We start from the raw sequence: 14,574 nt of genomic DNA, 5'->3' as shown, positions 1-14,574 counted from the left end.
GCAGACAGACAGCGGACGGCAGCAATGAGCAGGAGACGATCATGAATCAGCCGGTACGGAAGCGGAGTGGCCTGGGCAGGGGACTGGCAGCCCTCATTCCGACCGGTCCCGCCGAGGATGGTACCGACGCTCTGAGCCCGAGGATCGGCGCGAGTGCGGCGGACGTCCTCCTCGGTCCGTCGTCCAGCGCAGGCACTGCTGGAACGGAGGCGAACTCCGCGACGCCACCTGCGCCGGATGGGTCCGACCCGGTTCTCACAGCCGGTGAGGTCGGTGCGACGTATCGCGAGATCGACCCCAACCTGATTCAGCCCAACCCGCGCCAGCCGCGCCAGGTATTCGACGAAGAGGCGTTGAACGAGCTGGTGCATTCCATCCGCGAGTTCGGGTTGATGCAGCCGATCGTCGTGCGCGTTGTCGAGGAGAACGGCCAGCCTCACTACCAGCTGGTGATGGGGGAGCGGCGCTGGCGGGCTGCCCAGCAGGCCGGCCTGGAGACCATTCCGGCGATCGTCCGGGAGACCGGTGACGACAACATGCTGCGCGATGCGCTGTTGGAGAACATCCATCGGGTTCAGCTCAACCCGTTGGAGGAGGCCGCCGCCTACCAACAGCTGCTCGACGAGTTCGAAGTCACCCACGATGAACTCGCCGCCCGGATCGGCCGCTCGCGACCGCTCATCTCCAACATGATCCGACTGCTGCGACTGCCGATCGCTGTGCAGCGCCGAGTCGCCGCCGGCGTGCTCTCCGCGGGCCACGCGCGCGCACTGCTCGCCCTCGAGGGGGGAGCGGAGAAGCAGGAGGAGTTGGCGGCCCGAATCGTCGCCGAAGGCATGTCGGTGCGGGCCACCGAGGAGGCCGTGACGTTGGCCAACCGCGACGGCAACACCGCACCGCCGGCACCCCGGCGCAAGCCGATCCAGATGCCAGGTCTGCAGGACGTTGCTGAAAAGCTCTCGTCGGCGTTCGATACGCGGGTCACCGTGAGTCTCGGCAAACGAAAAGGCAAGATCGTGGTCGAGTTCGGGTCCGTCGACGACCTACAGCGCATCGTCGAAATTATGAGCGCGGAAGAGCACTGAGAGCCCACGACCAAGGACACCAGGTTGTTCCGTCACTGTGACACATCAGTGATCAAAGCCTGCGGTTGCGAGCGCCACATAGCGCAATGCAACTGTGCGACATAGCATTTCACTTCAGAGGCGGAACCCGATGAGATTTCCAGGGCGCAGTGAGCCGGCTCCGGCGGACTCTCCTATCCTTGAGGGGCAGCCACGCACAAAGTGTGAAAGCCAGGGACCTCAGTGACAGCACGTATCACGCCGCTTCGGCTCGAGGGCTTCGAGCAGCTGCCCAAGCATGCTCGGCGCTGTGTGTTCTGGGAAGTTGACCCCTCCACGATGGATGAGGATCACCTGACCGATCCCGAATTCGAGAAAGAAGCCTGGCTCTCGATGGTGATGCTCGAGTGGGGGTCGTGCGGCCAGCTCGCGGTCACCGACCGCGGCGATGCACCGGCAGAAGAGCCCGATGCCGGGGGAGACGGCGGTGCTGACGCCGACACCGACAAGGCTTCAGCCGGGTTGACCGGGCCGACCACCGGGGACGAGTGGACCGCTCCAGCCATCATCGATGATCCGTGCCTCGGCTTCGCGTTCTACGCGCCCCCGGGAGCGGTACCGCGGGCGCGGCTTTTCCCGACCGCTCCGGTGAGCGCTGATGCGATCCTGTTGACTGCGGTCGGAGTGGAGTGCGCCGAAGACCGTGATCTGTTGTCGCAGAGTCTGCTTGCCGCTGTGGTGAATGACCTGGTGAGGCGCGGAGTGCGAGCATTGGAAGCGTTCGGCTACACCTCGGCCGTTACGGAGATGACCGACACCGGCAAGCTGCCCGAGGAGTTGTCCCGGGCGGTGGCGGTACTGGGGGACTGCTCTGTGGACCAGTGCATGCTGTCGTCGGATTTTCTCGAAGATGTCGGCTTCACCGTGGTGGCTCCGCACCCGTACTTCCCGCGTCTGCGCTTGGAACTCGACAAGGGACTCGGATGGAAGGCCGAAGTGGAGGCCGCACTCGAGCGATTGTTGGAGAGCGCCCGGATGGAACTGCCGATCGGCGCCGGAATGTCGGGGGCCGGCGTCGGAGCTAAAAGCTCTGTCCCACAGTAGAAATCACTCGCGGGCCGTCTGACTTTCAACCGGCCAACCGGTTCGCACGCATGTCGTTCGCATCAACCCGGGCCGGACAGTTCGGATAGGCACTTGCACGACCGGGCCGGAGCGCGCTAATGTCCTGAACGTGTTCAATGAACATGTTCAGTCAAGGGCCGAGGCCAAGGCCGGCACCACTCAGCGAGTCCTCGCGACCGCCGATCGGCTGTTCCGTGACCACGGCTTCGCCGCAACCACGGTCCGCCGGATCGCGGCCGAGGCGGGCGTGAGCGTCGGCACCGTCATGGGCGTCGGCGACAAGGACGGCCTGTTGATCGCGATCGTCGACCAGTGGATTGCGGGAGTGCACGCGGCGCGGGACCGGAACCAGCACGTACCTCCGCTCACGAAGGAACAAGCAGCCGAGCGACTGATCGCGACGGTGGAGCCCTTCGTGGGTTACTTCCAATCCGACCGCGAGCTCGCCCGCGAGTATGCGGCCGTGGTCGCACGCGGCCGGCACAAGTCGCGCACGTTCACCGAGCTGGCCGACGAGCTGGTGGCGGATTTCGAGAACATCTTCCGCGCAGCCGGCCACTCCGATCCCGGTGCCGCCGCGCGCACGCTCTACCTCGCCTACATCGGCGTCCTCCGCGCGGCGTCCGGCGGCGCCTTCGACCAGTCCGTTGCCCCCGACCGCTTCGCCGAAGCGGTCGATCTGATTCTCGGAAAAGGACTTCCACAATGATCGACACCCCGCACCTGCCCCTACTCACCATCGCGCTGGCAGTAGTGCTGCTGGGCGACGCCCTGATGTCGATCCGACCTCCCAAGTTCATCCGCGACTGCCTGGACGGAGTGCGATTCCCGCGGGACTGGTGGTGGACGCTGGTTGTCATCAAACTGGGCGCCGCTGCGGGGCTCCTCGTGGGTCTGCACTACCCAGGCGTGGGAATCGCCGCGAACGTCGGCGTGGTTATGTACTTCGTGTGTGCTGCGGTGGCCCACCTGCGTGCCGGGTTCCTCAACTCCACCTTTTGGGTGAACTGTCTTGGCATGCTGGTGTTCTCGAGCGTCGTCCTCGCTGTGTCCTATACGTAGTCACGCGCTCAAGCAGAACAGGCGCTCACGCGCTCAAAGCAGAACAGGCGCTCACGCGCCGCGGCTGGCCTGTTCGACCGAAAGCTCATGCGCCAACAACTCGGCAAAGGTGAAAGTCCCTGTGGGCCGGTCGTTCTTGCCCAGCAGGTAGAGCCGCTTGACCGCGGCCAGGATGCCTTCGGCGATCGCGTCACGGGTGTGGGTGGACAACAGCAGGCCGCGGTCGTGCGGATTGGTGATGTAGCCGATGTCGACCTGGACGGTGGGCATGCGGGTCAGCCGCAGCAGATCCCAGGTGCGTCCATGGGACCGGCAGTCGCGTAACCCGGTGCGGGCCACCACTTCTCGCTGAATGAAGTCGGCAAGGTTGCGGCCGATGGTCGACACCGAACCGTGCGAATTGCCGAAGTGGAACGAGGCCACCCCGTTGGCGGAGGGGGAGCGCTGGCTCTCACACCGCAGGCTGATCATCAGATCGGCGCCAACCCTGTTGGCGGTGGCGGCACGTTCGGGATCCATCGGACTGCGGTTGGCCGGCCGGGAGATGAAGGTCTCCATGCCGATCGCCGTCATCCGGCCTTCAAGCCGACTTGCCAAGTCCCACAAGATATCTGCTTCGCTGATCGGCCCGTCCGGACCGTGCATGATCATGCCGTGATCGGCGCCGCCGCGGCCCGGATCGATGATGACGTGCTTACCGGACAGTTGCGGACCGGAGCGACGTACCAGCTCCTCTTCCCGGATCGCGTGCGGTGACCCGCCGGTCACCCGCGAACCCAGGAAGTACAACGAGCGCAAGGTTTCTGGGCCGCAGATGCCATCGGGGTACAGCCCGTACTCGCGTTGATACGAGGACAACGCATTGTGGGTCTGCAGGCCGAAATGCCCGTCCACCATGCCGGTATAGAAGCCGAGGTCCTGCAGGCGGGCCTGCAGGGTGGCCACGTCGTCGCCGTACATGGGTGCACCGAACTGATGGGTCAGTGTGCGTGCACCGAGTCGATAGGAGGCCTCGCGCAGGGCGCGATACGTGGCCTCCCCGACGATTCCGTCCACCAGCAGGCCACGATGCTGCTGAAAAGCCCGGACGGCGCGGTCGAGCTCGTCGTCGAATGCGTCGAGCGCAACATGTCTACCGGTGCTCAGATCCTCGTCAGGGTTGTCCATCAGACCTAACGCGGCCAACGCTGCCCGGATCTCGGTGACTGCTCCGCCACGGTCACCGCGACGCAGACTCGACATTCGGCCCCTCCATGCTGGTTTCCGGCCGTCTGCCGGACTAGCTAGCCAGCATTGTCTCAGATTTCGGCCACATACCGGAAAACGCCAGGCGTATCCGGGGTGTGAGTGAGGTCAGAGCGCGTCGGCGAGTTCCCGCAGCAGCGCCGCCTTACCCTTGGCGCCGACGATGCGCTTGACCGGCTGGCCGTCCTTGAAAAGGATGAGCGTCGGGATCGACACCACCTGGAAGTCGCGTGCGGTCGCCGGGTTGGCGTCCACATCGATCTTGGCGACCCGCAGTTCGCCGGCCTTCTCGCCTGCGATCTCCTCGAGCACCGGTGCCACCATCTTGCACGGCCCGCACCAAGTGGCCCAGAAATCCACCAGCACCGGTGTGCTGCTGGTCAGGACGTCGTTGGAGAACGAATCGTCGGTGACGGTTACTGTGGCGCTGTCCGCACTCATGGAACTCTCCTGTCGGGTCGAAATCTATTGGGGATCAGTCGTTGTCGGCGAGCCAGCGCTCCGTGTCGATCGCCGCGGAACAGCCGCTGCCCGCCGCCGTGATGGCCTGTCGGTAGGTGTGGTCGACAAGGTCGCCCGCGGCGAACACTCCCTCGAGCGTGGTGGCGGTGGTGCGGCCGACGACCTTCACGTACCCCTCGCCGTCGAGATCGATCTGGCCGCGCACCAGTCCGGAGCGAGGGTCGTGGCCGATCGCGACGAAGACACCGGTGACGTCGAGCTTGGACTCGTCGCCGGTGACGGTGTCACGCAGCCGCACGCCGGTCACCTTCGGATCACCCTCGATCTGGGTGATCTCGGTGTTGGTCAGGAAGGTGATCTTCTCGTTCGCACGGGCGCGCTCCAGCATGATCTTGGAGGCGCGGAATTCGTCGCGGCGGTGGATCAGGGTCACCGAGCGGGCGAATCGGGTGAGGAACGTCGCTTCCTCCATCGCTGAATCGCCCCCGCCGACCACGATGATGTCCTCGTCGCGGAAGAAGAAGCCGTCGCAGGTGGCGCAGGTGCTCACGCCCATGCCGGTCAGTGCTTCCTCGCCGGGAACACCCAGATGGCGCGCAGCGGCACCCATGGCCAGGATCACCGCGCGGGCCTGGTGGGTCTCGTCGCCGACGGTGACGGATTTCACCGGTCCGGTGAGGTCGACGGCGTCGACATCTTCCATGCGCAGATCCGCACCGAAGCGCAGCGCCTGCTCCCGCATCTCGTCCATCAGCTCGGGGCCGGTGATGCCTTCGCGGAATCCCGGGTAGTTCTCCACCTCGGTGGTGGTCATCAACGCGCCGCCGAACTGCGTGCCCTCGAACACCAGCGGCTTGAGCTGGGCCCGGGCAGCGTAGATGGCCGCGGTGTATCCGGCGGGGCCGGAACCGATGATGATGACGTCGTGAACCGTCGCTGAGGTGGACATGTAGGCCTTTCTGCCGTACTCGGCACGGGTTGCAACGTCAGCCTAGGCCGGATGTGTTCCCAGGTGAGTTCGTAGGACAGACTACGGACGTGTCACCGGGCGTTTGACCACGGTCTGGGCCAGCGCGCCGCCATGGTCGGCGTCGCAGTCGGCGGCAAGGACCACAGCGACGAGGGTGTCGGGTCTGCCGGACGTGCCGGGAGGAACCACGACCAGCACACCGCGCCGGCCGGCGACCTCGACCGGACGGGCACCGAGAATCTGGACGCTGGACGGGTAGCCCAGCGCGCTCAGGCACTCGTTGCGGCGCCGGGCGTCGCTCAGCGGCCCCAGATCGGGTGATGCGGACAGCAGGCCAAGGATCTGGGATTCGGACAGGCCGATATCGCCGTGCGGCGGTGCGACCGTGATCTGGCCGACGGTGACCATCGTCGACGGTGCCTGGCCGGCCGGGCGTACGAGTACGACGCCGCCCAGCACGGCGGCCACCACGGCCGCACCCGCTCCGGCGACCGCGGCGATCGACTTCCAGCGCCGGGGGGACCGTCTCGGCAGGGCGGGCTCGGCCCGCAGTGCCTCGGACAGTCGGCTACTCACCTCGGCGGGCACCGGGGGAGCCGACTCCGCGTCCAGGCCGAGACCCCGAAGATCGCGGCGCACCCGATCAAGGGCGGCGATGGTGTTCTTTGCCTCGGGCCCGGCCACCGGATCGGTGCGTACCCGGTGGCGAATGTCCGCGGCGGTGGCGTCGTCGAGCAGCCCGGCCTGGAGGTCAGCCAGCAGCTCAGCAGGAATCGGGCCGTCCGACGGCACTCGGGGCGTGCTGCCGTTCATCGGCTTCAAAATACTGGAGCAGGTGGGCCAGCTTGTGCCTGGCGCGAGCGCAGCGGCTCTTCACGGTGCCCTCGGCGACACCGAGCAACTTCGCCGTCTCGGCTACCGAGTAGCCCTGCATGTCCACGGCCACCACCGCTGCGCGCTGCTCGACCGGCAGCTGCAGGAGGGCCCGCTCCACCACGATCGCGGTGGCCACCCGCGGTGCCGGGTCGCCGGCCGGATCACGCAGATGAAGCATGCTCCCGAGGTCGTATTGCGAGGCGGTCGGCTGGGTGCGCGACCGGCGCACGCGGTCCAGGCACGCGTTGACCACGATCCGGTACAGCCAGCTGCTGACCGCCGAATCGTGCCGGAATGATGCGGCCGTCCGATGCGCCGACAGCAAGGCTTCCTGCACGGCGTCGTCGGCGTCCTCGTGGTGGCGACTGGTCAGAAAAGCCAAGCGGCGCAACTGGCGGTGGTGTCGGTGGACGAGCTCCTCGAACGCATACCGGTCCCCGGCGACGTGGGCGGCCAGCAGTTCGGCATCGGAACGCGCGACGGTGTCCTGCCCCGGCAGCTGCTCTGTGACCGGCTTGCCGGTTCCCCCGAACCTTCCCACACGCTGAACCTAAACGCTGTCGGGTAGCCGCCCGGACACTTGTTTGCCTGACCGGCCATAACACCAGGTCAAGGTCCCAGCTCGGCTGGGGATAACGGTTCAGGAAGCGGCTTTGATGGTGACTTCGGAGATGTCGGTGCGGCTCTTGCCGTCCACGGTGCCCAGCGTCGAGATCCACACCAGTACGTAGGAGGTGGACGAGGCCTTGTTCACCGAGATGGTGTTGGAGCCGGGCTTCAGTGGCGTGGTCGGGCTCAGTTCGGTGGTGTCCGACAGCGATGACGGAGTGGCCGTCTGGGATGAGCGGATCTGCACGGAGGTGCCGGTGCTCGTCACGTTCAAGGTGACCGAGCCGACCTCGGTCGGCTGCGGCAGCTGCAGCATCAGGCCGACGCCGTTCTTGAATCCGGGGAACGGTGCCGGGTCCGAATAGGTGTCGGTGGACCAGGCCGTGCTGGAGCTGCCGTCGATGGCCTGCCCGGCAGTAGCCGGTGAATCGGCTTCGCCCTCGGGCGAGAACACCGTGGCCCGAACGGGTTTCACCGTGCTGCCGGTGGCAGCAGACGAACTGTCCTGGTTCTCTTCACTACTCGCCGAGGGGGCGTTCAGGCCGAGCTCATCGCGGTTGAGACCGCCGCCCACGTCGCCGAAGATGCTGTTGAGGACGGACGCCATCACCACCAGTGCCACCAGGATGATCGCGGCGCCCACGCTGATCCCGATGATCAGCCCCTTGCGCCGCCGCGCCTCGGCGGCTTCGTGTTCCTCCGGGGTCTCGTGTGCCCGGACCGGGGCGGCCGGGACTGGAGTCTCCTCGACCGAGCCCAGCAACTCGGTGCGGTCGGCGATCGCGGTGGCCTGCTGCAGCAGATTCAAAAGTGTTGGGGCACTTCGGATGCCACCACCGGGCTGGACGGCGCGAGCGGCCGCGGCCGAGATCTGGAACGGGATGTCGCGGTCGACGGCGCGTGGCTCGACCGGCTGCCCGGCCGGATCCAGTGCCGCGGGCTCCAGCCCGCTGCGCGCCCCGGACTCGGGCAGCGGCCAGCGGTTGACCAGCAGCGCGTAGAGCGCCGCTCCGATGCCGCGGATGTCGTCGTCGGGGGTGGCGTCGGGCATGGTGGCCGGGAAGGCAAGTGCCACATCGCCTTCGATACTGACCCGCACCCGGCCGGGGTGATCGATCGACAGGGCGACACCGGCGCGGTGGGCAGCCTCTGCGGCAGCGGCCAGCGACTGGATGGCCCGGGCGCCGCCGATCGGGGAAGGTGAGGTGTCGGCGACCTCGGCCAGTGAGCCGCCGCGAATCCACTCGGAGACGATCAGGCCGCCGGATCCGCTGTGGGCCACGTCGAGCACCCGGGCGATCCCCGGAACGTCGATGCGGCTGAGTTTCAGGGTGCGCGAAAGGATTTCCTGCACCTTCGCGTCCGACATGGTGGCGTCCGGGTCGACGAAGGTCAGCGCCACCTGGCGGTCCAGCGCGGTGTCCAGCGCCTGCCAGAACTGCAGGTGAGGCGGACCGCCGTGGAACACGAGCAGCCGATAGCGGCCCTCGGCGATGGTCGCCCCCGGGATGAGGTGCACGTCGCCTTCGGCGGATTCCAGCGCGGCATCGTGCGGTGGGGCGAACGAGATCGGCTCGCGGGTCGGGTCACCGCCGTAATCGGTGAGCGGACGGGTCGCCCCGTTGGAGCGCGCCTCTGCCGCGTCGTCGGATTCGGTGCCTTCGTCCGGTGTGGCGGCCGAGGGTCCGGCCGGGGCCACGTCCGGCTGGAACTCGTCGGCGGCCGGACGCGGCAACTTGGTCGTCTCGGTTGTCATCCCGGAACTCGTCATGCCGGAACTCGACGTGGAGTCCAGTGCCGGGCCGTCCGCAGCTTCGTCGGTCACCGGTGATCCTTTCCACATCCCCGCTCCGGCAACACCTGCCGGACTCCCGCCTCCGGCGGCTGCCGGGCTTGACGGCCACCCAGTGGGAGAAGAATTCCTCTGATCAGGGTACGTGACGGGCGCCGCGGGATGAGGCCCGACGGGCGGCGCAATTGTTTGCACGGCTACCTTTCCGGCCTCCGGCTGCGGCGCGGCACGCCCGCGTCCGATCCGGCGGCGGACCATCGCCAGTGCCGAGTGAGCCTCGGGTACCCGGGCGCCGAGCATCACTCCGGCGATGATCGGAACCATGATCACGCCGAGGGCGAGCAGGCGCAGCAGCGAACCCGCGGCACCGGCGTGTGCGGTCAGCGAGTCCAGCCCCAGCAACCGGTCGGCGGCATGGGCCACCAGACTGGCCAGCAGTGACGCCGCGACGGTCACCAGGATGGTGCGGATCACCGAGTCGCGGAGCAGCCGCCCGCCGCGGGGACGCAGATTGGCCTTCAAGAGCAGATAGCCGACCAGGGCGCCGGCGACGTATCCCAGGCCGTTGGCCAGACCGAGATAACCCGCCACCATGCGGCTGTTGTCGGTCAGGTGCGGGACGGCGATCGAGGCGACGATCTTGACGGTGGTGATCACCACCACGATGAAGATCGGTGTCCAGGGCCGCTCCCGCGCGTAGAAGACCCGCAGCTGCAGCAATACGAGCGCGTAGGGGATCAGGGTGAACGCGGAGAGGGTGATCGCCATCCCGAGGTAGCCCGCATCGGAGGCACTGAAGTTGCCGTAGGCGAACAGTGCGCTGCCGATCGCGGGCCCGCCGACGGTCATCATCGCCACGATCGGGATGAGCGTGACCATGGTCAGCCGGGTGGCCAGGGACAAATCCTCGAGCACCGCCGGGATGTCGTCGGCCGCCGCGTTACGGCTCAGTCGCGGCATCACCACGGTCAGAACCGTGACGCCGATCATGCCGAACGGCAGCATCAGGACCAGCCAGGTGTAGTTGTAGATCGCCGGGCCCGAGGCATCGGCCGAACTGGCGATCTGGTTGCCCACGATCAGGCCGATCTGGCTGATCAAGACATAGAGCACCATCGCGGCGGCCATCGCGCCGAACTGCTTGAGCCGGTTGTCGATGCCCCACAGCGGACGCAGGCTGACCCGTTCGGCGCGGATGGCCGCGAACAGGACGGCGGCCTGTGCGACCACGCCCAGGGTCGTGCCGATGCCGAGAACCAGCAGCTTGGCCGTGCCCATCTCGATCGGGTCCACCGACAGTTCACCGGGCACCAGAGCGAAGACGGCCAGCGTCACGATCGCCACCACGTTGTTGACCACCGGCGCCCAGGCCGGGGGGCCGAACACGTTGCGGGTGTTGAGGATCGCCATGAAAACCGACGACAGCCCGTAGAACAGCACCTGCGGCAGCAGCAGGTACGCGAACGCGGTGGTCAGCGGATTGTTCACCTGCGGATCGCTGCCGAGCATCAGCCGGACCAGCAGCGGCGCGCACAGGACCGACAGCACCGTGGCGACCAGCAGCAGCGTGGTCGCAAGGGTGACCAGGCGTCGGACGAAGTCGGTGCCGCCATCGGCATCGTCGCGTTCGGCGCGGGCCAGCACCGGCACGAAGATCGCGGTGAACGTGGCCTCCAGCACCAGTGCGGCCACCATGTTGGGCAGCTGGTTGGCCACCGAGAACGAGCTGGTCAGCGGTCCGCCGAGCAGGGCCATCAGGAGCACGAACCGGAAGAATCCGGTGATCCGGGAGATCAGCGTGGCAAATGCCATGCCCCACGACCGCGAGACCACGGCGGCATCGGACAGTTCCGGGCGCCCGGCCGGCCGGCCCGGACCCGTCGCATGCGGAATCCTCGGTGGGCCCGGGGGACGGACCGGGTGGCCCGGCGGCTGGGCAGCGGGCGGGGTGACCGGGCGGGTCGGGCGGTAGTCGGGCGAGGTCATGTGCGGCGATCCGGACTGGCTTCGGGCACCGGTGGGGAGTGGGATGCCGCGGCCCCGTCGTGATCGGTGTCGTTGCCGGTGTCGTTGAACGCCATGGCAACGTCGAGTGGGTCGGGGTGTTCGCCCGGCGGGATGAGGTCTGCCCGGTCGGGCTGGCCGCGGAAGCGGTGCCACAACCGGCGTCCGGCCAGAGCCATCAGCACGGCCCCTGCCGACAGTGTGATGAAGAACAGCACCTTGCCGTAGGCGTTGGAATGCACCGACAACCGGACCGGCTCGCCGAGGGTCAGGCCGTCGGTGGTCTGCAGGCTGACGTCGACGGCCACCCGCTGGGTGAAGTGCACCTCGATCGGCACCCGCAGCGGCAGGTAGCCGGGCGGCAGTTCGATCTCGCCCATGTCGGTGACGGTCATGCCGGGTGGGGCATCGACGTGCAACCGGACCCGCACCGGAACGGGCAGGTCGTTGCGCAGTGCCAGCGGCAGCGGGCTGCGCTCGGTGGCCAGTGTGTAGGCGCCGCCCGGGTTGACGATGGTGACCGCGCCGAACATGTCGTCGACACTGCGGCTGACCGTCTGCAAGCGCTGCTCGGCCAGCCCCTCGCGGGCCTCGGGCGGTACCGATTGGCTGAGCGCCCGCAGCATGTCCTCCCGCAGCGGCGCGGTGTACTGCATGCCGGTCAGGCCGGTGCGCTCGTCGGTGGTCAGTGCGGCAGTCAGGCCCCACAGCCGGCTGATCACCGCTGAGATGCCGCCGCTGATGTTGTCGTCGATGTCGCCGCCCGGGTTGCCGAGTGAGTCCGGCGGCGGGGGTTGCAGCGGTTCGGGTGCGACGGCGTTGCTCTCGGCGATCAGCGCGGGCAGGGGACGTGGTACTGCCAGCCCGGCGTGGATGGTCGTGGCCACCGACGTGAGGATGGCCTGGGCGTCGTCGGCGTCCAATGACCACACGAGCGGTGGCATCAGGATCTGGGTGCGGGGCCCTTCGGCCGGCATGAGGCCCCGCCACAGCAGTGCTCCCAGCGCATCCTGGCGGCGGGCGGTCTGCGAGTCGTGGCGCACCGGGATGTCGAGCGAGGGATCCAGATAGGACGGCGCCACGGGGTCGGTGCCCGCGCCGGCCAGCGCGGCTCCGACGGCGGGGTCGAATCCGGCGGCCACGATCTCCGGCCGGTAGCGCAGTGGCGTGACATCGGCGGTCTCGGGGGCGCCGGTTTCGGAGTCTTGGGCGGTGATGTGGGCGGCCGAGATGCTGACGGTCTGGCCTTGCGCGGCAAGCAGATCCATGGCGGGCCGGGTGAGCGGGCCGTCGGCGAGGATGCTGGCGCCCCGGACCGAGGCGACGCCCAGGATCTGGTCGACGACATCGCCGGCACCGTTGGTGGCGATCGCGCTCAGGCCGGGATCGCCGACGCGCTGCAGTGCGGTGAGATCGGCTTGGGCGTAGTTGGTGGGTGCCACGCAGAGCCGGGCGGCCAGGGCCCGCAGCCGGTTCAGCCAGTTGACGGCGGCTTCCTGGCCGGTGCCGGGGCGCGTCGGGGTCGCGGGCCCGGCGTCGGGTCCGTCGTTGACGACGTAGCCGGCGGTCATCGCGTTGACCGTGACCAAGAGATCGGGGTCGACGGCAAGGCACAGGGTGGCGCGCATCTGTCCGCCGGAGTCGACGGTGGGTCCGGTCGCGAAGTCCGCGGCCGCGAGCAGCGTGTCGAGCCGGCCTCCGGGGGCCAGCGAGGCGGCGAGGCTGTCGTCGACCAGGCGCACGGGCGTGGTGCCACCGGGGGCGCCCGGGGCCAGCCGCGGCCGGTCGGCCAGGGGCCAGAGCATGGTCATCCGAACCGGTTGCGACGTGTCGGGCGGCACCACTGAATTGAGGGTGTCGGCAGCCGACATCGGATATTCACCAGCGTCGGGCGCATTGCCTTCTGGCCGGTCGGGCGGCACGCCGAGAACCGGCAGCAGGAAACGGGCGTCGTCGAGTTTGGCCGGCTCGCCGTAATCCGGCGTGCCGTTGACGTTGATGAGTAGGGGATATACGCCGGGCTGGGTGATGTGCAGCGAGCCGGCGCCCTCGGTGCGCAGCGGATAGGACAGCGTGAACCCGACCGACTGGCCGCGCTGCAGCTCCGGTGCCAGTGTGACGAAGTCGGCCACCGGTTCGAACCGGTCACCATCGCCGGTGAGGTCGGTGCGCAGCTGACTCGAGGAGGCCACCGCCTGTGCGTGCTCCATGCGGATGTCCACGTCGCGTACCGGCCGGTCGCCGACATTGAGCACCGCCCCACTGACCGTCACCACCGATTCACTGGTGGTGGTGACGACGTTGGGCGTGACGCGGTCGATCCGGATCTGGAGGAACGGCACCGCCCCGGGCTCGCTTGCGGCGGCTCGGGGCAGGAGTGCAGGCAGGGCGGCGGTGGACCACACCGAGAACAGCAACACCACCGCCACAAGCACCACTGTGTGCGCCAGGAGGGAGACCCCTCGGCGCACCGCCGGAGCGGCGGTCACGGTCCCTGTCCGCATCCGTTCGTGCGCCGGCGGGGCTGGGGTTGCGCAGGGTCGTCGCGGCGGTGATTACGGGCGTGTGAGTGGGTCTGGGGACGGCGCCTGGGCGCGCTGCGGGGCAGCGGCGGCAAGGATCCCGGACCGTCGGTGTGCAGTTTGTCGATGAGTTCGCCGGCCACCTCGGCGAGCTTGCGCTCGTCGGCGTAGGCCAATCGGGAGGGCAGGTCCCGCAGCGGGACCCATGCGACCTCGGTCACCTCGACGTCGTCGTCGGACAACTCCCCGCCCTGGAAGCGCAGGAGGTAGTGGTGCACGGTCTTGTGCACCCGGCGGCCCTCGGTGACGAACCAGTAGTCGATGCTGCCGAGCGCGGCCAGCACGTCACCCCGGATCCCGGTTTCTTCGGCGACCTCGCGGATCGCGGTCTGCTCGGCGGTCTCGCCGAGTTCGATGTGCCCCTTGGGCAGTGACCACAGCATCCGGCCGCGCCGGTCGACCCGGCCGATCAACGCGGCCACCTGGGTGTCCTTGGGACCGTCGATTCCGTCGATGACCAGGCCCCCGGCCGAGGTCTCGTGCACAGTGCGCAGCCGCTCCGGCGGCCGGCGAGGCCGTGACTTGTGTTGCTTGGACTGGTCACGCGGCGTGGGCGCGGGGTTGGCCGCGCCGACGGTCGTCTCGCTGGCGGCGGCGGCATCATTGGCCTGATCACCCGCCGGCGGTCCCGCCGCCCTTTGTGCACGACGACGGCCACGACGCCGACTGCGGCGCCGTCGTGGTTTGGCCTGTTCGCCGTCCGACACCCAAGCGATAGTAGCTGCCACGAGGTTGGCCTCCTGCCACACTCGCCGGTTGTGACCACACCGGGAGCATTAGGCT

General features: G+C 68.2%; 12 protein-coding genes. 4 read left to right on the top strand and 8 right to left on the bottom strand.

Annotation, left to right across the window (positions count from 1 at the left end; all coding sequences use genetic code 11):
• The first annotated feature begins 41 nt into the window (after positions 1–41).
• The 4 genes from QQ25_RS00660 (at position 42) to QQ25_RS00645 (ending at position 3,251) form a co-directional block, all read left to right on the top strand.
• Positions 42–1,085, top strand: a complete 1,044-nt coding sequence (locus QQ25_RS00660) for a ParB/RepB/Spo0J family partition protein (protein ID WP_039376582.1) — start codon at positions 42–44, stop codon at positions 1,083–1,085.
• A gap of 222 nt (positions 1,086–1,307) precedes the next feature.
• The gene (locus tag QQ25_RS00655) at positions 1,308–2,168 is read left to right on the top strand and encodes a hypothetical protein (protein ID WP_039376580.1); all 861 of its coding nucleotides are present in this window, start codon (positions 1,308–1,310) and stop codon (positions 2,166–2,168) included.
• Positions 2,169–2,298: 130 nt separating this feature from the next.
• Positions 2,299–2,898, top strand: coding sequence for a TetR/AcrR family transcriptional regulator (locus QQ25_RS00650; RefSeq protein ID WP_039376579.1), 600 nt, complete (start codon positions 2,299–2,301; stop codon positions 2,896–2,898).
• Positions 2,895–3,251 (top strand): DoxX family protein, encoded by a 357-nt coding sequence (locus tag QQ25_RS00645; RefSeq protein ID WP_039376578.1) that lies wholly within the window; start codon positions 2,895–2,897, stop codon positions 3,249–3,251. Before QQ25_RS00650 ends, QQ25_RS00645 begins: the two co-directional genes overlap by 4 nt.
• Positions 3,252–3,302: 51 nt before the next feature.
• Here the strand turns inward: QQ25_RS00645 and QQ25_RS00640 are convergent, their stop codons facing one another.
• From QQ25_RS00640 to QQ25_RS00605, 8 genes are all read right to left on the bottom strand, one after another.
• Positions 3,303–4,493: an N-acetylmuramoyl-L-alanine amidase gene (locus QQ25_RS00640; RefSeq protein ID WP_039376575.1), complete on the bottom strand. Its 1,191-nt coding sequence runs from the start codon at positions 4,491–4,493 to the stop codon at positions 3,303–3,305.
• Positions 4,494–4,604: 111 nt separating this feature from the next.
• Positions 4,605–4,937, bottom strand: coding sequence for a thioredoxin (gene trxA / locus QQ25_RS00635; protein WP_029109268.1), 333 nt, complete (start codon positions 4,935–4,937; stop codon positions 4,605–4,607).
• Positions 4,938–4,971: 34 nt separating this feature from the next.
• Positions 4,972–5,907, bottom strand: a complete 936-nt coding sequence (gene trxB, locus QQ25_RS00630) for a thioredoxin-disulfide reductase (protein ID WP_039376574.1) — start codon at positions 5,905–5,907, stop codon at positions 4,972–4,974.
• Between the two features lie 81 nt (positions 5,908–5,988).
• Positions 5,989–6,741 (bottom strand): RsmA family anti-sigma factor, encoded by a 753-nt coding sequence (locus QQ25_RS00625; protein ID WP_039376572.1) that lies wholly within the window; start codon positions 6,739–6,741, stop codon positions 5,989–5,991.
• Positions 6,692–7,345, bottom strand: a complete 654-nt coding sequence (gene sigM, locus QQ25_RS00620; RefSeq protein ID WP_082017353.1) for an RNA polymerase sigma factor SigM — start codon at positions 7,343–7,345, stop codon at positions 6,692–6,694. Before sigM ends, QQ25_RS00625 begins: the two co-directional genes overlap by 50 nt.
• Before the next feature lie 99 nt (positions 7,346–7,444).
• The gene (gene murJ / locus QQ25_RS00615; RefSeq protein WP_082017352.1) at positions 7,445–11,191 is read right to left on the bottom strand and encodes a murein biosynthesis integral membrane protein MurJ; all 3,747 of its coding nucleotides are present in this window, start codon (positions 11,189–11,191) and stop codon (positions 7,445–7,447) included.
• Positions 11,188–13,698: a DUF6049 family protein gene (locus QQ25_RS00610; RefSeq protein ID WP_039376571.1), complete on the bottom strand. Its 2,511-nt coding sequence runs from the start codon at positions 13,696–13,698 to the stop codon at positions 11,188–11,190. Before QQ25_RS00610 ends, murJ begins: the two co-directional genes overlap by 4 nt.
• Positions 13,695–14,498 carry an NUDIX hydrolase gene (locus QQ25_RS00605; protein ID WP_052235536.1) on the bottom strand — a complete coding sequence of 268 codons (804 nt, stop codon included), beginning with the start codon at positions 14,496–14,498 and terminating at the stop codon, positions 13,695–13,697. The genes QQ25_RS00610 and QQ25_RS00605 overlap by 4 nt, the downstream gene beginning before the upstream one ends.
• Positions 14,499–14,574: the final 76 nt, after the last annotated feature.

The sequence above is a fragment of the Mycolicibacterium setense genome (genome assembly GCF_000805385.1).
GTDB lineage: Bacteria > Actinomycetota > Actinomycetes > Mycobacteriales > Mycobacteriaceae > Mycobacterium > Mycobacterium setense.
Note: the sequence above shows the minus strand (reverse complement) of the source record. Positions and strands in the feature narration are given on the sequence as shown.

Excerpts from the sequence above, each read along its gene's own strand:
- QQ25_RS00660 (WP_039376582.1), top strand. The coding sequence starts at position 42 with ATGAATCAGCCGGTACGGAAGCGGAGTGGCCTGGGCAGGGGACTGGCA.
- QQ25_RS00645 (WP_039376578.1), top strand. The coding sequence starts at position 2,895 with ATGATCGACACCCCGCACCTGCCCCTACTCACCATCGCGCTGGCAGTA.
- QQ25_RS00640 (WP_039376575.1), bottom strand. The coding sequence starts at position 4,493 with ATGTCGAGTCTGCGTCGCGGTGACCGTGGCGGAGCAGTCACCGAGATC.
- trxA (WP_029109268.1), bottom strand. The coding sequence starts at position 4,937 with ATGAGTGCGGACAGCGCCACAGTAACCGTCACCGACGATTCGTTCTCC.
- trxB (WP_039376574.1), bottom strand. The coding sequence starts at position 5,907 with ATGTCCACCTCAGCGACGGTTCACGACGTCATCATCATCGGTTCCGGC.
- QQ25_RS00625 (WP_039376572.1), bottom strand. The coding sequence starts at position 6,741 with ATGAACGGCAGCACGCCCCGAGTGCCGTCGGACGGCCCGATTCCTGCT.
- murJ (WP_082017352.1), bottom strand. The coding sequence starts at position 11,191 with ATGACCTCGCCCGACTACCGCCCGACCCGCCCGGTCACCCCGCCCGCT.